22 protein-coding genes are annotated in these 21,441 nt (G+C 63.6%); 12 read left to right on the top strand and 10 right to left on the bottom strand.

Annotation, left to right across the window (positions count from 1 at the left end; translation table 11 throughout):
- Positions 1-10 precede the first annotated feature (10 nt).
- Together thiS and APH27_RS06025 are read right to left on the bottom strand one after the other, a co-directional pair.
- Positions 11-211 (bottom strand): sulfur carrier protein ThiS, encoded by a 201-nt coding sequence (thiS, locus tag APH27_RS06030; RefSeq protein WP_033696634.1) that lies wholly within the window; start codon positions 209-211, stop codon positions 11-13.
- A 102-nt stretch (positions 212-313) separates the two neighbouring features.
- Positions 314-685, bottom strand: a complete 372-nt coding sequence (locus APH27_RS06025; protein ID WP_027920971.1) for a DUF423 domain-containing protein — start codon at positions 683-685, stop codon at positions 314-316.
- Between the two features lie 64 nt (positions 686-749).
- Here APH27_RS06025 and mtgA point away from each other — a divergent pair, with 64 nt between their 5' ends.
- Positions 750-1,460, top strand: coding sequence for a monofunctional biosynthetic peptidoglycan transglycosylase (gene mtgA / locus APH27_RS06020; RefSeq protein WP_027920970.1), 711 nt, complete (start codon positions 750-752; stop codon positions 1,458-1,460).
- A gap of 135 nt (positions 1,461-1,595) precedes the next feature.
- Here the strand turns inward: mtgA and rpoH are convergent, their stop codons facing one another.
- The 4 genes from rpoH to ftsY form a co-directional block, all read right to left on the bottom strand.
- Positions 1,596-2,450 (bottom strand): RNA polymerase sigma factor RpoH, encoded by an 855-nt coding sequence (gene rpoH, locus APH27_RS06015; protein ID WP_060484265.1) that lies wholly within the window; start codon positions 2,448-2,450, stop codon positions 1,596-1,598.
- Between the two features lie 111 nt (positions 2,451-2,561).
- A complete protein-coding gene (gene ftsX / locus APH27_RS06010) occupies positions 2,562-3,593 on the bottom strand; it encodes a permease-like cell division protein FtsX (RefSeq protein WP_027920968.1) in 1,032 nt (343 codons plus the stop codon).
- Entirely contained in the window at positions 3,590-4,261 is a 672-nt protein-coding gene (ftsE, locus tag APH27_RS06005) for a cell division ATP-binding protein FtsE (protein WP_012274659.1), read from the bottom strand. Before ftsE ends, ftsX begins: the two co-directional genes overlap by 4 nt.
- A gap of 2 nt (positions 4,262-4,263) precedes the next feature.
- Positions 4,264-5,781, bottom strand: coding sequence for a signal recognition particle-docking protein FtsY (gene ftsY, locus APH27_RS06000; protein ID WP_060484264.1), 1,518 nt, complete (start codon positions 5,779-5,781; stop codon positions 4,264-4,266).
- A 232-nt stretch (positions 5,782-6,013) separates the two neighbouring features.
- Between ftsY and APH27_RS05995 the strand changes: the two genes are divergently transcribed.
- From APH27_RS05995 to APH27_RS05970, 6 genes are all read left to right on the top strand, one after another.
- Positions 6,014-7,369 carry a pitrilysin family protein gene (locus APH27_RS05995; protein WP_027920966.1) on the top strand — a complete coding sequence of 452 codons (1,356 nt, stop codon included), beginning with the start codon at positions 6,014-6,016 and terminating at the stop codon, positions 7,367-7,369.
- Entirely contained in the window at positions 7,362-8,846 is a 1,485-nt protein-coding gene (locus APH27_RS05990) for a pitrilysin family protein (RefSeq protein ID WP_060484263.1), read from the top strand. The genes APH27_RS05995 and APH27_RS05990 overlap by 8 nt, the downstream gene beginning before the upstream one ends.
- A complete protein-coding gene (gene rsmD / locus APH27_RS05985) occupies positions 8,846-9,448 on the top strand; it encodes a 16S rRNA (guanine(966)-N(2))-methyltransferase RsmD (RefSeq protein WP_027920964.1) in 603 nt (200 codons plus the stop codon). The genes APH27_RS05990 and rsmD overlap by 1 nt, the downstream gene beginning before the upstream one ends.
- Positions 9,449-9,532: 84 nt before the next feature.
- A complete protein-coding gene (locus tag APH27_RS05980) occupies positions 9,533-10,834 on the top strand; it encodes a pitrilysin family protein (protein WP_060484262.1) in 1,302 nt (433 codons plus the stop codon).
- Positions 10,827-12,197, top strand: a complete 1,371-nt coding sequence (locus APH27_RS05975) for a pitrilysin family protein (protein WP_060484261.1) — start codon at positions 10,827-10,829, stop codon at positions 12,195-12,197. Before APH27_RS05980 ends, APH27_RS05975 begins: the two co-directional genes overlap by 8 nt.
- 60 nt (positions 12,198-12,257) lie before the next feature.
- Positions 12,258-13,250 (top strand): hydrolase, encoded by a 993-nt coding sequence (locus APH27_RS05970; RefSeq protein WP_060484260.1) that lies wholly within the window; start codon positions 12,258-12,260, stop codon positions 13,248-13,250.
- On the opposite strand, the gene APH27_RS05965 is transcribed toward APH27_RS05970, so the two are convergent.
- On the bottom strand, positions 13,251-14,105 hold the full coding sequence (locus tag APH27_RS05965; RefSeq protein ID WP_027920960.1) for a sulfurtransferase: 855 nt from the start codon (positions 14,103-14,105) through the stop codon (positions 13,251-13,253).
- Positions 14,106-14,139: 34 nt separating this feature from the next.
- Positions 14,140-14,805, bottom strand: a complete 666-nt coding sequence (locus tag APH27_RS05960) for a TetR/AcrR family transcriptional regulator (RefSeq protein ID WP_027920959.1) — start codon at positions 14,803-14,805, stop codon at positions 14,140-14,142.
- A gap of 152 nt (positions 14,806-14,957) precedes the next feature.
- On the opposite strand from APH27_RS05960, the gene APH27_RS05955 reads away from it, so the two are divergent.
- The 5 genes from APH27_RS05955 to APH27_RS05935 all read left to right on the top strand — a co-directional run bounded on the left by APH27_RS05955 (position 14,958) and on the right by APH27_RS05935 (position 19,440).
- Positions 14,958-16,388, top strand: a complete 1,431-nt coding sequence (locus tag APH27_RS05955) for a coniferyl aldehyde dehydrogenase (RefSeq protein ID WP_060484259.1) — start codon at positions 14,958-14,960, stop codon at positions 16,386-16,388.
- Positions 16,388-16,873 carry a hypothetical protein gene (locus APH27_RS05950; RefSeq protein WP_027920957.1) on the top strand — a complete coding sequence of 162 codons (486 nt, stop codon included), beginning with the start codon at positions 16,388-16,390 and terminating at the stop codon, positions 16,871-16,873. Before APH27_RS05955 ends, APH27_RS05950 begins: the two co-directional genes overlap by 1 nt.
- 17 nt (positions 16,874-16,890) lie before the next feature.
- Positions 16,891-18,489: a GMC family oxidoreductase gene (locus APH27_RS05945; RefSeq protein WP_060484258.1), complete on the top strand. Its 1,599-nt coding sequence runs from the start codon at positions 16,891-16,893 to the stop codon at positions 18,487-18,489.
- Between the two features lie 111 nt (positions 18,490-18,600).
- Positions 18,601-19,080, top strand: coding sequence for a pantetheine-phosphate adenylyltransferase (gene coaD / locus APH27_RS05940; protein WP_027920955.1), 480 nt, complete (start codon positions 18,601-18,603; stop codon positions 19,078-19,080).
- Positions 19,081-19,188: 108 nt separating this feature from the next.
- Positions 19,189-19,440 (top strand): YfhL family 4Fe-4S dicluster ferredoxin, encoded by a 252-nt coding sequence (locus APH27_RS05935; RefSeq protein WP_008095804.1) that lies wholly within the window; start codon positions 19,189-19,191, stop codon positions 19,438-19,440.
- A gap of 110 nt (positions 19,441-19,550) precedes the next feature.
- Here APH27_RS05935 and mutM read toward each other — a convergent pair whose 3' ends face one another.
- Both mutM and APH27_RS05925 read right to left on the bottom strand, forming a co-directional pair.
- The gene (gene mutM, locus APH27_RS05930; RefSeq protein WP_027920954.1) at positions 19,551-20,363 is read right to left on the bottom strand and encodes a bifunctional DNA-formamidopyrimidine glycosylase/DNA-(apurinic or apyrimidinic site) lyase; all 813 of its coding nucleotides are present in this window, start codon (positions 20,361-20,363) and stop codon (positions 19,551-19,553) included.
- Positions 20,364-20,366: 3 nt separating this feature from the next.
- The gene (locus tag APH27_RS05925; RefSeq protein WP_177326728.1) at positions 20,367-21,185 is read right to left on the bottom strand and encodes an HDOD domain-containing protein; all 819 of its coding nucleotides are present in this window, start codon (positions 21,183-21,185) and stop codon (positions 20,367-20,369) included.
- Between the last annotated feature and the right edge of the window lie 256 nt (positions 21,186-21,441).

Below are 21,441 nucleotides of genomic sequence, written 5' to 3'. Positions count from 1 at the left end.
CGGACCGGGGTCAGCCACCACCGATGGCGTGGACCACCTCGACCTGATCGCCTTCGTTCAGCTGCGTGCTGTCGTGCTGGCTACGCGGCACGATATCCAGGTTGAGTTCCACCGCCACCCGGCGCCCGGTCAGTTCCAGGCGGGTCAGCAGCGCCGCGACGCTTTCGCCAGCGGGCAATTCGTAAGGTTCACCGTTCAGTTGAATGCGCATGCGCACGGCCACCATTGTTCTTTGGGGCCCGCATTCTAGCGCCGATCCACGTATGAACCCAAGGGCGCTGCACGCCATTAGTCGCGATTGTGGACCGCTTGGTCAGCCCAGGCGCCAGGCAGCCAGGCCCAGGCACAGCCAACCGGCGAGGAAGCACAGGCCACCAATGGGTGTGATGATACCCAGCTTGCCCAGGCCGCTGAGGGTCAGCAGGTACAGGCTACCGGAGAACAGCACGATCCCCAGGGCGAACAGACCGCCGGCCCAGCCAACCAGGCGCCCCGGCAGGTGCGCCGAAAGCACGGCGACACCAAAGATCGCCAGGGCATGCACCAGCTGATAGGTGACCCCCGTGTGGAAAATGGCCAGGTAATCCGCGGTCAGGCGGTTCCTAAGCCCATGCGCGGCGAACGCGCCCAGGGCGACGCCGGTGAAGCCGAAGAAGGCGGCGAGCATGAGGAAGCTGCGAAGCATGGGACGACTCCTTGTATCGGGTCTGTATAATGGCCCGTTCCACCGGTCCGGCCAAGCCATCGCCATGCTGTCATCCATTCTCCGCCGCTTCGCCCGCGCCCTGCTCTGGTTCGCCACCGGCAGTATCGTGCTGGTACTGGTGTTTCGCTGGGTACCGCCTCCGGGCACCGCCCTGATGCTCGAGCGCAAGGTGCAATCATGGGTGAGTGGCGAGCCGATCGACCTGCAACGCGACTGGGAACCGTGGGAAAACATCTCCGACGAGCTCAAGGTTGCGGTCATCGCCGGAGAAGACCAGAAGTTCGCCAGCCATTGGGGCTTCGACATTCCGGCCATCCAGGCGGCACTGGCATACAACGAGCGTGGTGGCAGCATTCGTGGTGCCAGCACCTTGACCCAACAGGTGGCCAAAAACCTGTTCCTGTGGTCGGGCCGCAGCTGGTTCCGCAAGGGGCTGGAAGCCTGGTTCACCGCGCTGATCGAGCTGTTCTGGTCGAAGGAACGCATTCTCGAGGTGTATCTGAACAGCGCCGAATGGGGCCAGGGCGTGTTTGGCGCCCAGGCGGCCGCCCGCTATCACTTTGGTGTGGATGCCAGCCGGCTGACCCGCCAGCAGGCCGCGCAACTCGCGGCGGTGCTGCCAAGCCCGATCAAATGGAGTGCCAGCCGCCCGAGCGCCTACGTGGCGAGCCGAGCGGGCTGGATTCGGCGACAGATGAGCCAGTTGGGTGGCCCCAGCTACCTGATGCAACTAGATTCTTCGCGCAAACTTTGAATTTCTGGGGCTGCTGCGCAGCCCATTCGCGACACAAGGCCGCTCCTACAGGCAGGAGTGCCCCATAATCGCGCTGGCAAAAAAAAGCCGCTCACCCTCTTCGGGCAAGCGGCTTCTCGATGCAACCAAGCCTGATCAGGTGGTGATCAGCGCCTTGACCTTGTTCATCGCATTTTTCTCCAGCTGGCGAATCCGCTCAGCCGAAACGCTGTACTTGTCAGCCAGCTCATGCAACGTGGCCTTTTCTTCCGCCAGCCAGCGCTGGTAGAGAATATCGCGGCTGCGATCATCCAGGCCTTGCAGCGCTTCGTGCAGGTTGCTGGTGGAGTTGTCACTCCAGTCGGCATCCTCAAGCTGTACAGCCGGGTCGTAGCGGTGGTCTTCCAGGTAATGCGCAGGCGACTGGAAAGCGCTGTCGTCATCCGCTTCGGCTGCCGGGTCGAAGGCCATGTCCTGGCCACTCAGGCGACTTTCCATCTCGCGCACTTCACGTGGCTCGACGCCGAGGCTTTCAGCCACGCGATGAACCTCGTCGTTGTTCAGCCAAGCCAGGCGCTTCTTCTGGCTGCGCAGGTTGAAGAACAGCTTGCGCTGGGCCTTGGTGGTCGCCACCTTGACGATGCGCCAGTTGCGCAGGATGAATTCGTGGATCTCTGCCTTGATCCAGTGCACGGCGAAGGACACCAGGCGCACACCCATTTCCGGGTTGAAACGCTTGACTGCCTTCATCAGGCCTACGTTGCCTTCCTGGATCAGGTCGGCCTGGGCCAGCCCATAGCCTGCATAGCTACGTGCGATATGTACGACGAAACGCAGGTGGGCCATCACCATTTGCCGAGCGGCCTCGAGATCCTGCTCGTAATAGAGACGCTCGGCCAGATCACGCTCCTGCTCGACAGACAACAGCGGGATGCTGTTGACCGTGTGCACGTAGGCGTCCAGGTTTGCACCGGGTACCAGGGCATAGGCAGGTTGCAACGATGTGGTCATTCAAGAACCTCCGACTTACTAAACTCGCGCCTTGTGGGCGCTGCCAACATTGACCCGGAACGACCGTACAAGTTCCCTGGTGAAGAAAATGTCAATGCTGGCACGTAAAAACTATCGCGGCGCCAGCTCGTTCAGATGACGAGCGACTGCGATCCATGCACCGATATACCCCAACAGCACTGCTCCGATCAAGAGCGACAGACCATCGGAAGCCGGCACACCACCCAGGGCGAAGTCACTGCCGTACAGCCCGGACAGCCCTACCACGGCCTCGTTCAGCCAGTTCAGACCAAAGGCCAGGATCGCCCATGCCAGCAAGCCCGCACCCAGGCCATACAAGGCGCCCATGTACAGGAAAGGCCGGCGTACGTAGCTGTCGGTGCCGCCTACCAGCTTGATCACTTCGATCTCGATACGGCGGTTTTCAATGTGTAGACGAATTGTGTTACCGATTACTAACAGCAACGCAGAAATCAGCATTACCGCCAGGCCGAAGACGAAGCGATCGCCGAGCTTGAGGATCGCCGCCAGGCGCTCCACCCACACCAGGTCCAGCTGCGCATTTTCTACCCTTGGCAGTTCCGACAGGCGCTGCCGCAGGGCTTCCAGGGCTGGCTTGTCGACTTCGGTCGGGGTCACCACCACGACACCGGGCAACGGGTTGTCGGGCAATTCGCGCAGGGCCTCGCCCAGCCCGGACTGCTGCTGGAACTCTTCCAGGGCCTGCCCGGGGCTGACGTACTGGGCTTCGGCGACACCCGGCATGCGCCTGATGTCGTCGCGCAGGGCTTCACCCTGCTGGCTGCCCGCATCGAGCTTGAGGTAGAGCGAAATCTGCGCAGCGCGTTGCCAGGAGCCGCCCAGCACCTCGATATTCTTCAACAACAGCGACAGGCCCATGGGCATGCTAAGGGCCACTGCCATCACCAGGCAGGTGAAGAAGCTACCGATCGGCTGCTTGCCCAGGCGTCGCAGGCTGTCGGCCAGGCTGGCACGATGGCTTTCCAGCCAGGCGTGCAGCAGGGTGCGAAAATCCGGGCCGTCGTCGTCGTGATCGCCGCCCCTCTTCTTGTTTGCTGGCTGCGGGTCGGCCGCCTTGGGCGCAACGCGCTCGGAAACCTTTGGTGTACGTGTAGTGCTCATTGCCCGGCCTCCCCATCGCCGATCAGACGACCGCGCTGCAAGGTCAGCATGCGGTGGCGCATGCGCGCAATCAGTGCCAGGTCGTGGCTGGCGATCAGAACTGTGGTGCCCAGGCGGTTGATGTCTTCGAACACGCCCATGATCTCTGCGGCCAGGCGCGGGTCGAGGTTACCGGTGGGCTCATCCGCCAGCAGCAAGGCCGGCTGGTGGACGATGGCACGGGCAATACCGACCCGCTGTTGCTGGCCCGTGGACAGGTCGGCCGGGAACAGCTCGCCCTTGTCCGATAGCGAAACACGCTCCAGCGCCGAATCAACGCGCTTGGCGATCTCTGCCTTGGACAAGCCGAGAATCTGCAGCGGCAGGGCGATGTTGTTGAACACGGTGCGGTCGAACAGTAGCTGGTGGTTCTGGAACACCACGCCGATCTGCCGGCGCAGGAACGGGATCTGTGCATTGCTGATCTGGCCCAGGTCCTGCCCGGCCAGCATCAGCTTGCCGCTGGTCGGGCGTTCCATGGCCAGCAGCAGGCGCAGCAAGGTGCTTTTGCCCGCCCCCGAATGCCCGGTGACGAACAGGAACTCGCCCCGGCGCGCCCGGAAACTCAGCTCATGCAAGCCGACATGGCCATTGGGGTAGCGCTTGGCAACCTGTTCGAATCGGATCATGGTCAGTCTCGCTCGGCGAACAGAGCCTTGACGAACGGCTCGGCTTCGAAGGTGCGCAGGTCGTCGATGCCTTCACCGACGCCGATGAAGCGGATCGGGATGTTGAACTGCTTGGCCAGGGCGAAGATCACCCCGCCCTTGGCGGTACCGTCCAGCTTGGTCAGGGCCAGGCCGGTGAGTTCGACGCTCTGGTTGAAGTACTTGGCCTGGCTGATTGCGTTCTGCCCGGTACCGGCATCGAGCACCAGAAGCACCTCGTGCGGCGCCTCGGCGTCGAGTTTGCCGATCACCCTGCGGACCTTCTTCAGCTCTTCCATCAGGTTGTCTTTGGTGTGCAGGCGGCCGGCGGTGTCGGCGATCAGCACATCGACACCACGGGCCTTGGCGGCCTGTACAGCGTCGAAGATCACCGAGGCGGAGTCGGCGCCGGTGTGTTGGGCGATAACCGGGATCTGGTTACGCTCACCCCAGACCTGCAACTGCTCGACAGCGGCGGCGCGGAAGGTATCACCGGCAGCCAGCATGACTTTCTTGCCTTCCAGCTGCAGCTTCTTGGCAAGCTTGCCGATGGTGGTGGTCTTGCCGGCACCGTTCACGCCGACCACCAGAATCACATAGGGCTTGTTCTGCGCTTCGACCTTGAGCGGCTGCTCGACCGGGCGCAGCAGTGCGGCCAGCTCTTCCTGCAGGGACTTGTACAGCGCGTCGGCGTCGGCCAGCTGCTTACGGGCGACCTTCTGGGTCAGGTTCTGGACAATGGCCGAAGTGGCTTCTACGCCAACGTCAGCAGTCAGCAGCCGGGTTTCGATCTCGTCGAGCAGGTCGTCATCGATGACCTTCTTGCCCAGGAACAGGCTGGCCATGCCCTCGCCGATGCTGGCGCTGGTCTTCGACAGGCCCTGCTTGAGGCGGGCGAAGAAGCCGGGTTTGGACTGCTCGGTGGCAACCGGCGCGGCAACTACGGGGGCTGGCTCTGGCGCCACTGGCGCAGGCGCCGCGACTGCGGTCGCTACCACAGGCTCTGGCGCGGGACGTTCCGGAATCACCGGCGGCGCCTTCGGCTCCAGGTCCGGCACCAGCGCCACAGGTTCTTCAGCTACCGGAAGCACCAGATTACTGACGGGGGCGGCATGCTCGACAACTGGGGCAACTTCGACCGGCCCCGCTTGCAGCGGCACAGAGGCGACGGGCTCAGGCGTCGGTGCGACCAGCGGCTCAGCAGCGATCGGCTCAGGCTCGGGTGCGTGCAATGGCTGGGAAGCGAGCGGCTCTGGCACAGGCGCTTCGACCACCGGGGCCACCGGCTCGACCGGCGTAGGCTGCTGTGCCTCGGCAAGCGGCTGCTCGACGGCAGGCTGCGGCGTTACCGGTTCGGCTGGCTGCGCCTCGGGCGCTTGTGGCTCAGGCGCTTGAGGCTGTTCGGCGACAGGTTGCTGCGGCTTCTTGCGAAACCAGCTGAACAGGCCTTTTTTCTCGCCAGCCTCGGCCGGCGCTTTTTTGTCGTCGTTGGAACCAAACATGGAAGACGGCTATCTCAGGGTAGCGATGGGCCAGCAGCTGGCGCATCGGGAATTCTCTAAACGCAGAACAGACTATTTTGAATCCGACTGGTTCATGCGCAATGTTTTGTCTTAATGGGCCTGCGGGCCAGAACGGCGACAGGCATGGTCGCCAGGCAACCGGATCAGTATCCTAGCACCTCCTGGCCCGTCGACGCTAAACCAGCGGGCCGCCGAACAGGTTAATCACCGTATGAATGCTCTAGCCCGCCGCGCCGCTGGCCTGTTGCTCAGCACGCTCTGCCTGCCGCTCGTGGCTTTTGCCGCCGACGTGCAACCCACCCACGAATTCATCCTCGACAACGGCCTGAAAGTGGTGGTGCGTGAAGACCATCGCGCCCCGGTGGTGGTGTCGCAGATCTGGTACAAGGTCGGCTCCAGCTACGAGACCCCGGGGCAGACCGGCTTGTCCCATGCCTTGGAACACATGATGTTCAAGGGCAGCGCCAAGATCGGCCCCGGCGAGGCCTCGCGCATCCTGCGTGACCTCGGCGCGGAAGAAAACGCCTTTACCAGCGACGACTACACCGCCTATTACCAGGTGCTGGCCCGCGATCGCCTGCCGGTGGCACTGGAGCTTGAAGCCGACCGCCTGGCGAGCTTGCGCCTGCCTGCCGACGAGTTCGCCCGTGAAATCGAGGTGATCAAGGAAGAGCGCCGCCTGCGCACCGACGACCAGCCAAGCGCCAAGGCTTTCGAGCTGTTCCGTGCCATGGCCTTCCCGGCCAGCGGTTACCACACCCCGACCATCGGCTGGATGGCTGACCTTGAGCGCATGAAGGTCGAGGAGCTGCGCCACTGGTACGAATCCTGGTACGCGCCGAACAACGCCACCTTGGTGGTGGTCGGCGATGTCACCGCCGATGAAGTGAAAGGGCTGGCGCAGAAATACTTTGGCAGCATTCCCAAGCGGGCCGTGCCTGCGGCCAAGCTGCCGCTGGAGCTCGCCGAGCCAGGCCAGCGCCTGCTGACGCTGCACGTGCGCACCCAGCTGCCGAGCCTGATCTACGGTTTCAACGTGCCGAGCCTGGCAACCACCAAGGACCCGAGCACCGTGCACGCCCTGCGGCTGATCTCGGCCCTGCTCGACGGCGGCTACAGCGCGCGCATGCCAGCACGCCTGGAGCGTGGCCAGGAACTGGTGGCCGGTGCCTCGTCCAGCTACAACGCCTTCACCCGTGGCGACAGCCTGTTCCTGATCTCGGCCACGCCAAACGTGCAGAAGCAAAAGACCCTGGCCGACGTCGAAAAAGGCATCTGGCAGCTGCTCGACGAGCTCAAGACCACGCCGCCCAGCGCCGAAGAGCTGGAGCGCGTGCGTGCCCAGGTCATTGCCGGCCTGGTCTACGACCGCGACTCCATCAGCAGCCAGGCCACCACCATCGGTCAGCTGGAGACAGTCGGCCTGTCGTGGAAGCTGATCGACAGCGAGCTGGACGAACTCAAGCGCGTTACCCCGCAAGACGTGCAAAACGCCGCACGCACCTATTTCACCCGCGAACGCCTGAGCGTTGCCCATGTACTGCCCGAGGAGTCCGCTCATGAGTGATCGCAGCGCACCACGCTACACCCTGATCGGCACGGGCATCATCGCGCTGGTAGTGGCCGTGGCCGCGGTACTCGCCCGCCCGGCCCACTCCGAGGCCGAAAGCAACGCCGCCCGCCCGGCCAACACCTTGCAATCGCTGGCCGAGCTGGACGGCAAGGCGCCCAGCCGGCGCCAGCTGAACATCCAGAACTGGACCACCGCCGAAGGCGCCCGCGTGCTGTTCGTCGAAGCCCGCGAGCTGCCGATGTTCGACCTGCGCGTGACCTTCGCCGCCGGCAGCAGCCAGGACGGCAACACCCCTGGCCTGGCCACCCTGACCAACGCCATGCTCAACGAGGGTGTTGCCGGCAAGGATGTGACCGCAATCGCCGAAGGCTTCGAAGGCCTTGGCGCCGATTTCGGCAACGGCTCCTACCGTGACATGGCCGTGGCCTCGCTGCGCAGCCTGAGCGCCAAGGACAAACGCGAGCCGGCACTCAAACTGTTCGCCGAAGTGGCCGGCAAGCCGACCTTCCCTGAAGACGCCCTGAAACGCATCAAGAACCAGCTGCTGGCCGGCTTCGAGTATGAGAAGCAGAACCCTGGCAAGATCGCTGGCAAGGCGCTGTTCAGCAAGCTCTACGGCGACCACCCTTACGCTCAGCCAAGCGATGGCAGCGCCGAGAGCGTGCCAGGCATCAGCCTTGGGCAGCTGCGCGCCTTCCACGCCAAGGCCTATGCCGCTGGCAACGCGGTGATCGCCCTGGTTGGCGACCTCAGCCGTGAGGAAGCCGAGGCAGTCGCCGCCCAGGTGTCCGCCGCCCTGCCCAAAGGCCCGGCGCTGGCCAAACCGGCCCAACCGATTGAACCCAAGGCCGGTGCCACGCATATAGACTTCCCGAGCAAGCAGACTCACCTGATGCTGGCCGAGCTTGGTATCGATCGCCAGGACCCGGACTGGCCGGCCCTGTCGCTGGGCAACCAGATCCTCGGTGGCGGCGCTTTCGGCACCCGCCTGATGAGCGAAGTCCGCGAGAAGCGTGGGTTGACCTACGGCGTATACTCGGTGTTCAGCCCGATGCAGGTGCGTGGCCCATTCATGATCAACCTGCAGACCCGTGCCGAGCTCAGCGATGGCACACTCAAGCTGGTGCAGAGCATCCTCGCCGACTACCTCAAGAACGGCCCGACCCAGCAAGAGCTGGACGACGCCAAGCGCGAACTGGCCGGCAGCTTCCCGCTGTCCAATGCCAGCAATGCCAGCATCGTCGGCCAACTGGGCGCCATCGGTTTCTACAACCTGCCACTGACCTGGCTGGAAGACTTCATGCAGCAGTCCCAGGCGCTGACCGTTGAACAGGTCAAAACGGCGATGAACAAGCATCTGGCAGCCGATAAGCTGGTGATCGTCACCGTTGGCCCAACAGTGCCACAGCAGCCACTGCCTGCCCCCACTGACAAACCGTCCGAGCAACCGCTCGGCGTACCGGAGCACTAATGCCTAGATCCACCCCTCCCGCCCGCCCGCAGCAGGGCCAAAGCAAGGGCCAGGGTCACCTGCGCATCATCGCCGGCGAGTGGCGCAGCCGCCGCCTGGCGGTACCGGAAGGCGAAGGCCTGCGCCCAACCCCTGACCGCGTGCGCGAAACCGTATTCAACTGGCTGGCGCCCCATATCGAAGGCGCCCGGGTGCTGGACGCCTTCACCGGCAGCGGCGCCCTGGTACTTGAGGCACTGTCCCGTGGCGCCGAGGATGCCGTGGCGCTGGACAGCAACCCGGCGGCCATTGCCAACCTGAAGAACAACCTCGAGATCCTGCGCTGCCCGCGCGGGCAGATCTTGCAGACCGACGCCTTGCGCTACCTGCAGAGCCCGGCCAAGCAGCAGTTCGATGTGGTGTTCCTCGACCCACCGTTCCACCAGGACCTGCTGGCCAATGCCTGCAACCTGCTGGAACAGAACCAGTGGCTGCGCGATCAAGCGTGGATCTACACCGAAAGCGAGGCCGCTCCGTCGACGCTGCCGATGCCCGGCAACTGGCGCCTGCACCGTGAGAAGAAGACCGGCCAGGTGCACTACGCGCTCTGGCAACGGGCCTGATCCGGTAAGCCGTATTTAGTTACCGCAAAACCGCTGCCCGCATGGTTGAAGCTGCTCCCACGTTCTTGCAGGAGCTCTTCAACCGTGACCCACCACCCTTCTGTGCCCATCCAGGGCAGCACCGTACAATCATTCACCCTTTCCAATGGCCTGCGTACCTACCTGCGCGAAGACCATCGCGCCCCGCTGGTCAGTATGCAGCTGTGCTATCACGTCGGTTCGAGCTACGAGCCCGCAGGCCATACCGGTCTTTCCCATGCCCTGGAGCATCTGCTGTTCGAAGGCAGCAGCAAACTGACAAGTGGGCAATATTCAGCGGTCATGACCCGCCTCGGCGGCGAGCCGAATGCCTTCACCTCTGCCGATGCCACGGTTTTTCCGCTGACCCTGCCAGGCAGTCGGCTCGAAATTGCTCTGGAGGCCATGGCCGACGTCATGGCGAGCGCCACGATCAGCAATACACCTTTCGCTCGCGAACTGGACGTGGTCATGGCCGAGCGCCGAGAACAAGTCGACAACAACCCCTTTTCACTGGCGCTGGAGCATCACGATTTACTGGCGTACGGCAGCGACGGCTATGGCACCCCAATCATTGGCTACACGTCTGACCTTGAGCACCTGACCCCGGCTGCCGCCCGAACCTGGTACCAAAGCTGGTACCACCCAAACAATGCCACGCTGGCAGTAGCCGGTGACATCACCCTGCCACGGCTGCAAACCTTGGTAATGCGGCACTTTGCAAACATTGCCGCCAATCGACTGCCGGCCCGAATGACTCCCTCGGCCCCGCCACTGCAAGCTCGCCGCCATCAGACGCTGCGCCTGCCAGGCCTTAACACAGGCACCATCCTCAGTTTCAACCTCCCCAGCCAATGTACCGCCCGGTCTGGCGAGCAGGCCTACGCATTGCGGCTACTGCCCGATCTGCTGGCCAACGGACATAGCAGCGTCCTGCAACGCCTGCTGGTTCTGGATGACCCTGTTCTTCGTAGCCTGAGATCAGCCTACGAACCCTGGCAGCGCGGTGACAGCTTGCTGGCGCTCTACGCATTTTGCAGCCCTCAGATAACGCCGGAGCTCGCTGCCGAAAGGCTGATGCTGGAAATCGAAGCATTTCGCCAGTCGGCCCCCTCCAAGGACGACCTGGAACGTGCCAAGGCTCGCTTGCTGGCAAGGCAGGTGTTCGAAAAGGATGACATCAGCAACCAAGCGCAGGCCATCGGCAAGCAAGCTGTCTGCGGCCTGGACCCGATTGCGCTGGCAGATGAACGACAAGCCATCGAAGCCGTGACAGCCGAGCAGGTCGGCCAGGTAGCCCTTGAGTTCCTGACCGATTCCCGCGCCGCCATTACCTTCATGCACCCCAAGGAGAGCGCTCATGCATGACACGACTCCGACTCAACAGCCCACCGAAACCAACCGCATTTACGGCGGCCTGGTCTCTGCCCGGGGGCTCGACCTGGATCAGTTCGAGTCCATCCAGACTCAGGTGCATGCCTGGACGACTGAAGCAGGGACAGGCGTGAAATTCGTCGAAACCCGCGGGTTACCAATCGTCGATATAGTACTGAGGTTCAAGGCTGGCACTGTTCAGGACACTGCGCACTCGGGCCTGGCAGCCTTGACGTTGTACATGCTCGATGAGGGCAGCCAGCAGTACACGGCCACGCAGCAGGCCGAACACCTCGAGCGCCTGGGGGCGATCGTCGAAAAGCAGATACGCCTGGAGCACGCGACGCTGAGCCTGCGTAGCCTGAGTACACAGGCCGTGCTAGGGCAGGCCCTGGCGGTTTTTACCGACCTCGTGGCACGTCCTGCATTCCTCACCTCTGCTCTGGACAAGATCAAGCCGCAGTTGCTACAGAGCAGCGCTTCACGTGAACGGCACCCTGTATTGAGGGCGCGTAGCGAAGCCTTCCGTCACCTGTTCAGTGGCCATCCCTACGGCTCCCCATTGGGTAACACCGAACAAGGTGTAACGGCGGTTACCACAGACGACTTGCGAACCTTCCACCAGCGCGCCTACTCCGCCAGTAACCTGGAGATGGTCGTGGTCGGAGATCTTTCCCTCGCGCAAGCGCAAGCGCTCTCACGCCAGATCAGCGAGGCTCTGCCACAGGGCTGGTTGGCAACAGATTTGCCAACTGTCCCGGCCCCTACCCGCGCGACGCTACACGTCGAACAGCCAGGTGCGAGCAGTGCGGTCCTGCTGGCACTCCCTTTGAACGTGCCCGCCAATGACCCGCAGTTCCCCGCCCTGTTACTGGCCAGCGACGTACTGGGAAAAGGGCTTGAATCGCGCCTGATGGTGGAGCTCCGCCAACGCCGCGGCCTCACTTACGGTGTGCATACCCATGTATTGCCATTACGGGCAGGCGGGTTGTTCACCACCGAATGGGAAGTCGCACCGGCGCATGTGCAAGGCTCTCAGGAACTGGTAGTGGCTCTGCTGCGTGACTTCATCGAGCAAGGGCCGACCCCGGCCGAATTGCGAGTAGCACGCAAACAACTGGAAGGGCAATTGCTGCGCAGTGTCGCTCAGAACAAGCGTCTGGCAGCGCTGCTCACGGAGTTTACCCATCATCGTCAACCTGAAGATCATCTCAATACCTACATCGAGCGCATCAACAGGTTGACGCCGGCAGATGTCCGCACCGCCATGCTGCGTCATCTCGACCTAAGCTACACCGTACAGGTCAGTGTCGGCCCAAGCGTCGCGCAACAACCTCTGCCAGCCCCCCACCAATAGTGCAGGTACAGCGGCGGGGTTTCATGGCACTCTAAGCAGGCACATCACGAGTCGCCCAGCATGCCCAGTCTCACCGCCACGTTCCGCCCGGCCATAGGCCTGTCCAACCCCCACCTGCAGACCCTGTGGGGGCCACTGTGGCGCAAGCTGCCAGAGCTGGAACGCCGCCGCGAACGCCTGTGGCTGGCCGATGGTGATTTTCTCGACCTCGACTGGCATGGGCCACATAGCCCGGATGCGCCGCTTGTGCTGGTGCTGCATGGCCTGACCGGCTCATCCCATTCGCCCTACGTCAAAGGCTTGCAACAATCGCTGCAAGCCCGCGGCTGGGCCAGCGTGGCGGTGAACTGGCGCGGCTGTTCGGGCGAGCCGAACCTGCTGCCACGCAGCTACCATTCCGGTGCCAGCGAAGACCTCGCCGAGGTGGTCGCTCACCTGCACGCCCAACGCCCTTCGGCGCCGTTGTATGCCGTCGGTTATTCACTTGGCGGTAATGTATTGCTCAAGTACCTGGGGGAATCTGGTTCAACCAGCCAGTTGCAAGCAGCCGTGGCGGTTTCGGTACCGTTCCGCCTGGACCAGTGCGCCGACCGCATCGGCCAGGGCTTTTCCAAGGTGTACCAGGCGCATTTCATGCGCGAGATGATGGCCTACGTGCAGGTGAAACAACGGCACTTTCGCGACCACGGGCACCACGAGGGGCTGGCCGCGCTCGACCGGCTGGGGCCATTGGGCAGGATGAAGACGTTCTGGGATTTCGACGGCAAGGTGACCGCACCGCTCAACGGCTTCAACGATGCCCACGATTATTATCGCCGCTCATCGAGCCGGTTCTATCTGGGGGAAAATCGTACGCCGACACTGATCATCCACTCCACCGATGACCCGTTCGTGTTCGGCCACAGCCTGCCCACGGCCAGTGAACTGGCACCGCAGACGCAGTTCGAATTGCATGAGCGGGGTGGGCATGTCGGGTTTGTCGACGGCAGCCTGCGCAATCCGGGCTACTACCTGGAGCGGCGGATTCCGCAGTGGCTGCTCGACGGTCAGTGATTACTCGCCAGTCGCCACGCCATGCTTGGGATCATTTATCCATTCGCTCCACGACCCGGCGTACAGCCTGCCCAGTGGATAACCTGCCAACGCCAGTGCAAACAAGTTATGGCAGGCCGTCACGCCTGACCCGCAATACGCCACCAGTTGCTCCGGCGAACGCCCTGCCAGCTTTTCAGCAAAGCGCTGCTTGAGCTGCTCCGGCGCCAGGAAACGACCGTCAGCTGCGAGGTTTTCGTTGAAGGCCGCGCACTGGGCACCCGGAATATGCCCGGCAACCGGATCGATTGGCTCCACCTCACCGCGAAAGCGCGGCAACGCACGGGCATCGATCAGGGTCAGGTCAGGGCTGCCCAGGCGCTTGGCCAGGTGCTCGGCGTCGATCAACAGCTTGGCGTCCGGCTCACCGCTGAAGGTCCCCTCGCGCTTGGCAGGGGCATCCAGGCTCAGCGGCAGATGCGCCGCATGCCAGGCCTTGAGCCCACCGTCGAGGATCGCCACGTCACTGCGCTTGCCCAGCCAGACCAGCAGCCACCAGGCCCTGGCGGCAAAAGCGCCGGGGCCATCGTCATAGAGCACCACTTCGCTGTCGTCGTCCAGGCCCCATTCGCGCAGGCGCTGGACCAACCGGTGCGGGTCGGGCAACGGGTGGCGGCCGGTGCGGCCCTTGCTGACAGGCCCACTCAAGTCGCGCTCCAGGTCGGCAAAGTGCGCACCGGCGATGTGCCCCTCGGCATAGCTGCGTTGGCCGTAATCCACATCCTCCAGGGCAAAACGACAATCCAGGATCACCAGCTTGGGCGAGTCCAGACGCTCGGCCAGCTGTTGCGGGGTGATCAATTGCGCAAGGGGCATGACAATCTCCTGATCGATGGCACGAAGGCCCTGGCTACTGTTCCAGAGCCTGATTGAACGGAACGTGGAATTCCTGACACAGGGCGTCCACGGCGCTGCGGGCGTTATGGGTGACGAAACCGAGCTCCAGCACCAGCACCTGATAGACGCCGCGCTTGAAGGCTTCTTCACCCAGATGCGCGGAATGTTCGCGCGTAGTGCTGAGAAAGCGCACCCACGAGGTCAGAACGATCCAGGCATTGATGGTCAGTGACTCGATCTGCGCAGCTTCCATGGCCAGGATCCCGGCATCGACGAAGCCGCGGTAGATGGCCTGGCCTTGGCGCAGGCAGCGCTCGGAGAAGCGCCTGTAGCGTGCGGCCAGCTCCGGGTCGCTTTCCAGCAGGTGTTCAAGGTCACGGTGCAGGAAGCGGTAATTCCACATCGCCGCAAGCAGCGCCTTGAGGTAGAAGCGCTTGTCCTCGACTGTGGCCATGCGGCCCTGCGGCGGGCGCAGGAAGCTGTCCACCAGCGCTTCGTACTGGCTGAACAGCACGGCGATGATCGCCTGCTTGTTGGGGAAGTGGTAGTACAGGTTGCCGGGCGATATTTCCATGTACGCGGCGATGTGGTTGGTACTGACGCTGCGTTCGCCCTGCTGGTTGAACAGCTCCAGGCTGTTCTGCACGATGCGCTCTTGGGTCTTCATGCGCGGGGCCATGCTCAGCTCCGAGTCTGCGGGCTTTCGATAATGGAGCCATCTTACGGTGAATCACCCCACGGGTGCACCGTTCCTCCCGGTGAAAAAAGTCGCACCATGGTACAAGTTAGAGTATAGGCTCTAGGCACTTCGAGCCCTGACGAGAGACCGCCGTGACCTCGCCCATCGCCTTGCCTCCTGTGCATTCCGACACCGACCTTGAAGCGACGTTCGCCGCTCAGCGCCAGGCCTTTGCCGGCAACCCCATGCCGCCAGCGGCGCAGCGGCGGCAGTGGCTGAAAAGCCTGCGCGAAGCGTTGCTGGCGGACCAGCAAGCGCTGATCGAAGCAATCGATGCCGACTTCAGCGGCCGCAGTGCCGACGAGACGCTGTTGGCCGAACTGCTGCCGTCGATGCAAGGCATTCGCCATGCCGAGCGCCACCTGCAGCGCTGGATGCGCCCGGCCCGGCGTGCCGTAGGCCTGGCCTTCCAGCCGGCGAACGCCCGCGTGCTGTACCAGCCGCTGGGCGTGGTAGGCATTATCGTGCCATGGAACTACCCACTGTTTCTCGCCATTGGCCCGCTGACCGGAGCCCTGGCTGCTGGCAACCGGGTCATGCTCAAGCTCAGCGAGTCCACCCCGGCCAGCGCGCTGGCGCTTAAAGCCTTGCTGGAACGGGTGTTTCCCGAGGACCTGGTCAGCGTGGTACTGGGCGAAGTCGAGGTTGGCCAGGCGTTCGCCAAGCGGCCCTTCGACCACCTGCTGTTCACCGGCGCCACCAGCATCGGCCGCCAGGTCATGCTGGCAGCCGCGCAGAACCTGACCCCGGTGACCCTTGAGCTGGGCGGCAAATCACCCGCCATCGTCTCGGCCAACGTACCGCTGGGCACCGCCGCCGAGCGCATCGCTTTCGGCAAGACCCTCAACGCCGGCCAGACCTGCGTCGCCCCCGACTACGTGCTGGTGCCACGTGACCGCCTGAACGACTTCGCCGACGCCTACCGCAACGCTGTGAAGCGCATGTACCCACGCATCGCCGACAACCCCGACTACAGCGCCATCATCAACCCACGGCAGTTGCAGCGCCTGCAGCACCTGCTGGACGACGCCCGCGGCAAGGGTGCCCAGGTGCTCGACCTGTACCCCGATGAGCCGCGCCAGGGCCGGCGCCTGCCACCGCACCTGCTGACCGGGGTCAACGACGGCATGCAGGTCATGCAGGACGAAATCTTCGGCCCGTTGCTGCCGCTGGTCCCTTACGACCACCTCGACGATGCCCTGGCGTACATCAATCAACGCCCCCGCCCTTTGGCGCTGTATTACTTCGGCTACGACCGTGGCGAGCAGCAGCACGTGCTGCAGCACAGCCATTCCGGCGGCGTGTGCCTGAACGATACGCTCTTGCACGTAGCCCAGGACGATTTGCCGTTCGGCGGGGTCGGCCCTTCCGGCATGGGCCATTACCATGGCCACGAGGGCTTCCAGACCTTCAGCAAGGCCAAGGCAGTGCTGGCCAAGCAACGCCTGAATGCCGCACGGCTGATCTACCCGCCCTATGGCAAGGCCTTGCAGCGCCTGGTCTACAAGCTGTTCATCCGCTGATGCAGCGCCGCGACCTGCTGCGCTTCAGCCTGGGCGCCAGCCTTTTCCTCAGTACCGCCAGCCTGGTCGGCTGCAGCAAGCAAACGCCCGCAGCCAGTTTCCAGGTGCTGCGTGACGATGACTTGCCAGCCCTGCTTGCGCTGATTCCGGTGGTGCTCGCCGGCACTGCAGCGAGCGACGAGTTGGTGCTGCACAGCCTTGACCACAAGCTGGCAGCACTGTCCCCGGAAATGCTCAAGCTCACTCGGCAACTGTTCGATGTGCTCAACCTGCCGCTGACCCGCGGCCCGCTGACTGGGGTCTGGGGCGGCTGGGAGCACGCCAGCGGCGCGCAAGTAACGGCGTTTCTGCAGCGTTGGCAGGACAGTTCGCTCAACCTGCTGCGCATGGGCCATGCCTCGCTGCTGCAACTGCTGCAAATGGCCTGGTACGAGTGCCCGCAAGCCTGGGCAGCCTGCGGCTACCCCGGCCCACCCAAGACCTGACAACAAGAGCATCTTCAATGCCTGTCACCGACCCGTTTCGCCAAGGCCTCGAACGTGGCTGGATCACCCATGACGGCTCACGCCTGGAGCAAGACCTGACGCTGGAGACCGATATCGCCGTGATCGGCAGTGGTGCCGGTGGCGCCACCAGCGCGCAGATGCTCAGCGCAGCAGGCTTCAAGGTATTGCTGATCGAGGAAGGCCCGCTGAAGACCAGCAGCGACTTCCATCTGCTGGAGAGCGAGGCCTACGCCAGCCTGTACCAGGAAGGCCTGGGGCGGATGAGCAAGGATGGCGCCATCACCATTCTGCAGGGCCGTGCAGTCGGCGGGACCACGCTGATCAACTGGACCTCGAGCTTTCGCACGCCCCCGCAAACACTGGCGCACTGGGCCACAGCGCATGGCGTGACGGGCCTGGGAGAGAACGCAATGCAGCCCTGGTTCGAGCGCATCGAGCACGACTTGGGCATCTTGCCCTGGGCGCTGCCAGCGAATGCCAACAACGACGTTCTGCGGCGAGGCTGTGAACAGCTCGGCTATCGCTGGGCGGTGATACCGCGCAACGTGCGTGGCTGCTGGAACCTTGGCTACTGCGGCATGGGCTGCCCGGTCAACGCCAAACAATCGATGCTGGTCACACGCATTCCGGCGACCCTGGAAAATGGCGGAGAGCTGCTCTACCTCGCACGTGCCGAACGCTTTGAACACAATGGCGAACGTATCGCCCGGTTGCAGTGCCAGGCGCTGGATGCTCAAGGGGTACACCCCACTGGCCGGCAGATCAGCGTGCGCGCCCGCCACTACATCTTGGCCGGTGGCGGTATCAACAGCCCGGCCTTGCTGCTGCGCTCCAAAGCACCCGACCCGCATGGCCGCCTGGGCAAACGGACCTTTCTGCACCTGGTCAACTTCAGCGCAGCACGATTCGACACGCGCATCGACCCGTACTACGGCGCTCCCCAATCGATCTACAGCGACCACTTCCAGTGGCAAGACGGTGTCGATGGGCCAGTGGGCTACAAGCTGGAAGTGCCCCCCTTGCATCCCGCCCTGGCCAGCACCCTGCTCGGCGGCTACGGCAGCGAAAATGCCAGGCGCATGGCAGAACTCCCCCACACCCACGTGATGCTGGCATTGCTGCGAGACGGTTTTCACCCCGAAAGCACGGGTGGCGCGGTGGAGCTGCGCGGGGACGGCTCGCCGGTGCTGGATTACCCGGTAACCGACTACCTGCGCGAAGGCCTGCGCCGCGCCTTCCACAGCATGGCGCAAATCCAGTTCGCTGCAGGCGCCGCGCAGGTTACCCCGGTGCACAGTGATGCCAGCGCCGCAGCCAGCCTTGATGAGGCCCGACGCATGATCGACGCCTTGCGCCTGGAGCCGTTTCGCACCCGCCTGGGTAGCGCCCATGTCATGGGCGGCTGCGCAATGGGGGAGGACCCACGCCAGGCGGTATGCGACAGCCTGGGCCGCCACCATCAGCTGGAAAACCTGTCGATTCATGACGGTTCGCTGTTCCCCACCAGCATCGGCGCCAACCCGCAGTTGTCGGTCTATGCCATCTGCGCCATGCTCAGCGACGCCTTGGCCACCCGCCTGGCACAGAGTGCATGACAACAAATACGCGCCCTGTCTATAGTGCCATCAGCCGGCCGCATGACTTGGCCGGGCGCAATCGCTGCGCTACCATCCGACTCCCCAACGCACTCCAGCCAGGATGACGCGATGAACCGAGTGTTGTACCCGGGTACTTTCGACCCCATTACCAAAGGCCATGGTGACCTGGTCGAGCGCGCTTCGCGCCTGTTCGACCACGTGATCATCGCGGTGGCGGCCAGCCCGAAGAAAAACCCCCTGTTCCCACTGGAACAACGGGTCGAGCTGGCCCGTGAGGTCACCAAGCACCTGCCCAATGTCGAAGTCATCGGCTTCTCCTCGCTGTTGGCGCACTTCGCCAAGGAACAGGGTGCGAACGTGTTCCTGCGCGGCCTGCGTGCGGTGTCGGACTTCGAATACGAGTTCCAGCTGGCGAACATGAACCGGCAGTTGGCGCCCGACGTCGAAAGCCTGTTCCTGACGCCTTCGGAACGTTATTCGTTCATTTCCTCGACGCTGGTGCGGGAAATAGCCGCTTTGGGCGGAGATATCACCAAATTCGTCCACCCCGTGGTGGCCGAGGCGCTCACCGAGCGCTTCAAGAAGTAACCTTGCGCACCTGATCATCGCGCCCGCGTGCACTGCGGGCGCGAATGCGGCACAATTGTGCCCAAAGCGTTGAACATGCCCGGGCGATGCGCCCCGGCCGGAGTCCCCATGTCCCTGATCATCACCGACGATTGCATCAACTGCGACGTCTGCGAACCCGAGTGCCCGAACGAGGCCATCTCCCAAGGCGAAGAGATCTACGTGATCGACCCGAACCTGTGCACCCAGTGCGTGGGTCACTACGACGAGCCGCAGTGTCAGCAGGTCTGCCCGGTCGACTGCATCCCGCTGGATGAAGCACATCCGGAAACCGAAGACGAGCTGATGGCCAAGTACCGCCGTATCACCGGCAAGGCCTGAGCGCCGCCTGGCAAGGGCTTCGCCCTTGTTCGCGGGTGAACCCGCTCCCACAGGTACGATGCAGTCTTTGTGGGAGCGGGTTCACCCGCGAATGGGCCGCCTAGCAGGCCTCAGCGCTGGCAGCGCGGGCAGAACACGCTCGCCCGCTGCCCTAGCTTCACCTCGCGCAGGGCCGTGCCACACAGCTTGCACGGCTGCCCGCCCCGCCCGTAGACGAACAACTCCTGCTGGAAGTACCCCGGCTGCCCGTCGCCGCCGATGAAATCGCGCAAGGTCGTCCCGCCCTGCTCGATGGCCGCCGCCAGTACCCGTTTGATCTCGCTCGCCAGTTTCAGATAACGCGCCCGGGAAATCCCGCCCGCCTCGCGGCGTGGGTCGATTCCGGCGGCGAACAGCGCCTCGGTCGCGTAGATGTTGCCCACCCCTACTACCACCGCGTTGTCCATGATGAAAGGCTTGACCGCCATCGAGCGCCCACGCGACAGCTGGAACAACCGCTCACCGTCGAACAGGTCGGTCAGCGGCTCCGGCCCCAGACGCAACAGCAGTTCATGGTTGAACGGGTCGAGGCTCCAGAGCATGGCGCCGAACCGCCGCGGGTCGGTGTAACGCAGCATCAGCCCCGATTCCAGCTCGATGTCGACGTGTTCGTGCTTGGCCGCTGGCAAGCCCAGCTCCACCAGGCGCAGGTTGCCCGACATGCCCAGATGACTGATCAAGGTACCGACCTCGGCGTTGATCAACAGGTACTTGGCCCGCCGCTCGACGCTGACGATGCGCTGCCCGGACAGGCGCACGTCAAGGTCTTCGGGGATTGGCCAGCGCAGGCGCCGGTCACGCACCACCACACGGCTGACGCGTTGGCCTTCCAGGTGCGGCGCTATTCCGCGCCGTGTGGTTTCGACTTCAGGTAATTCCGGCATCGATCAGTGCCCACCCAGCTCGCGAATGTTCTGTTTCAGGTTCTCGAAGTCGTAATCCGACAAGCCGATATAGTCCAGTACAAGTGGGCCGACCACACGCCACTCGTGGTCGACGCTCTGGTTGCCCAGCACACGGTACGAGGCGCAGATGTGCTCTGCCATCTTCAGTACGGCCAGCAGGTTCTTCAACTGGCTCTGGGTATTGCGCGACGAGTCCTCGCGGAAGATCGCCAGGGCATTATGGTGATTGGCGATGGCCGCGCTGATGTGCTCCGGCAGGCGCCACGACTTGGCCGTGAAGTAACCAACCACAGAATGGTTGGTGTTGAAGGCGCGGTTCTCGGTATCGACCACGCGAGTTTCCTCACCGGCCTTGGCGTACGCATCTTCCAGCACCTGCATGTAGTCGGGGAAGCGCTTGAGCATCAGCGGCACGCCGCAGTCGTGGAACAGGCCGAGCGTGTAGGCTTCGTCAGCAGCCTGGATACCTGTGCGCTTGGCCAGGGTCAGGCAAGTCATGGCCACATCCTGAGCGGTGTCCCAGAAGCGGTTGAGGGTGACGATGGTCTCGTCACTCATCTCGCCCTTGATCGACTGCGCGTTGATCAGATTGATGATCGAACGGCTGCCCAGCAGGTTCACCGCGCGCTGGATCGAGCCGATCTTGTTCGCCAGGCCGAAATGCGGCGAGTTGACCAGCTTGAGCAAGGCTCCAGCCAGGCCCGGGTCCTGGGAAATCAGCTTGGCGATGGTATCCAGGTCCGGGTCGGGCATGTACTGCTCGAACTGCAGGTCGACCATGATCTGCGGTTGCGGCGGAATGGTGATGCCTTGCAAGGCTTGCTGGATCTGTTCGGCGCTGAGTTCTTGGGACATGCGTGCACACTCGTGAAGGACCGGGGAATTCTACCCCCCTTACGCGCCAGGCGACCAACCACTGAATCCCTGTGGGGCGGCCTTGCGTCGCGAAAGGGCCGCATAGCGGCCCCGGCAATTTCTGCTGCGAAGCTGCAAACCTGGGGCCGCTACGCGCCCCTTTCGCGACGCAAGGCCGCTCCTACAAGGGACGCGCAGGCAG

The sequence above is a fragment of the Pseudomonas sp. NBRC 111123 genome, from assembly GCF_001320205.1.
GTDB classification, from domain to species: Bacteria; Pseudomonadota; Gammaproteobacteria; order Pseudomonadales; family Pseudomonadaceae; genus Aquipseudomonas; species Aquipseudomonas putida_J.
The sequence above is the reverse complement of the archived record's forward strand: the minus strand, read 5'-3'. Positions and strand labels throughout refer to the sequence as shown.

Excerpts from the sequence above, each read along its gene's own strand:
- thiS (WP_033696634.1), bottom strand. The coding sequence starts at position 211 with ATGCGCATTCAACTGAACGGTGAACCTTACGAATTGCCCGCTGGCGAA.
- APH27_RS06025 (WP_027920971.1), bottom strand. The coding sequence starts at position 685 with ATGCTTCGCAGCTTCCTCATGCTCGCCGCCTTCTTCGGCTTCACCGGC.
- mtgA (WP_027920970.1), top strand. The coding sequence starts at position 750 with ATGCTGTCATCCATTCTCCGCCGCTTCGCCCGCGCCCTGCTCTGGTTC.
- rpoH (WP_060484265.1), bottom strand. The coding sequence starts at position 2,450 with ATGACCACATCGTTGCAACCTGCCTATGCCCTGGTACCCGGTGCAAAC.
- ftsX (WP_027920968.1), bottom strand. The coding sequence starts at position 3,593 with ATGAGCACTACACGTACACCAAAGGTTTCCGAGCGCGTTGCGCCCAAG.
- ftsE (WP_012274659.1), bottom strand. The coding sequence starts at position 4,261 with ATGATCCGATTCGAACAGGTTGCCAAGCGCTACCCCAATGGCCATGTC.
- ftsY (WP_060484264.1), bottom strand. The coding sequence starts at position 5,781 with ATGTTTGGTTCCAACGACGACAAAAAAGCGCCGGCCGAGGCTGGCGAG.
- APH27_RS05995 (WP_027920966.1), top strand. The coding sequence starts at position 6,014 with ATGAATGCTCTAGCCCGCCGCGCCGCTGGCCTGTTGCTCAGCACGCTC.
- APH27_RS05990 (WP_060484263.1), top strand. The coding sequence starts at position 7,362 with ATGAGTGATCGCAGCGCACCACGCTACACCCTGATCGGCACGGGCATC.
- rsmD (WP_027920964.1), top strand. The coding sequence starts at position 8,846 with ATGCCTAGATCCACCCCTCCCGCCCGCCCGCAGCAGGGCCAAAGCAAG.
- APH27_RS05975 (WP_060484261.1), top strand. The coding sequence starts at position 10,827 with ATGCATGACACGACTCCGACTCAACAGCCCACCGAAACCAACCGCATT.
- APH27_RS05970 (WP_060484260.1), top strand. The coding sequence starts at position 12,258 with ATGCCCAGTCTCACCGCCACGTTCCGCCCGGCCATAGGCCTGTCCAAC.
- APH27_RS05965 (WP_027920960.1), bottom strand. The coding sequence starts at position 14,105 with ATGCCCCTTGCGCAATTGATCACCCCGCAACAGCTGGCCGAGCGTCTG.
- APH27_RS05960 (WP_027920959.1), bottom strand. The coding sequence starts at position 14,805 with ATGGCCCCGCGCATGAAGACCCAAGAGCGCATCGTGCAGAACAGCCTG.
- APH27_RS05950 (WP_027920957.1), top strand. The coding sequence starts at position 16,388 with ATGCAGCGCCGCGACCTGCTGCGCTTCAGCCTGGGCGCCAGCCTTTTC.
- APH27_RS05945 (WP_060484258.1), top strand. The coding sequence starts at position 16,891 with ATGCCTGTCACCGACCCGTTTCGCCAAGGCCTCGAACGTGGCTGGATC.
- coaD (WP_027920955.1), top strand. The coding sequence starts at position 18,601 with ATGAACCGAGTGTTGTACCCGGGTACTTTCGACCCCATTACCAAAGGC.
- APH27_RS05935 (WP_008095804.1), top strand. The coding sequence starts at position 19,189 with ATGTCCCTGATCATCACCGACGATTGCATCAACTGCGACGTCTGCGAA.
- mutM (WP_027920954.1), bottom strand. The coding sequence starts at position 20,363 with ATGCCGGAATTACCTGAAGTCGAAACCACACGGCGCGGAATAGCGCCG.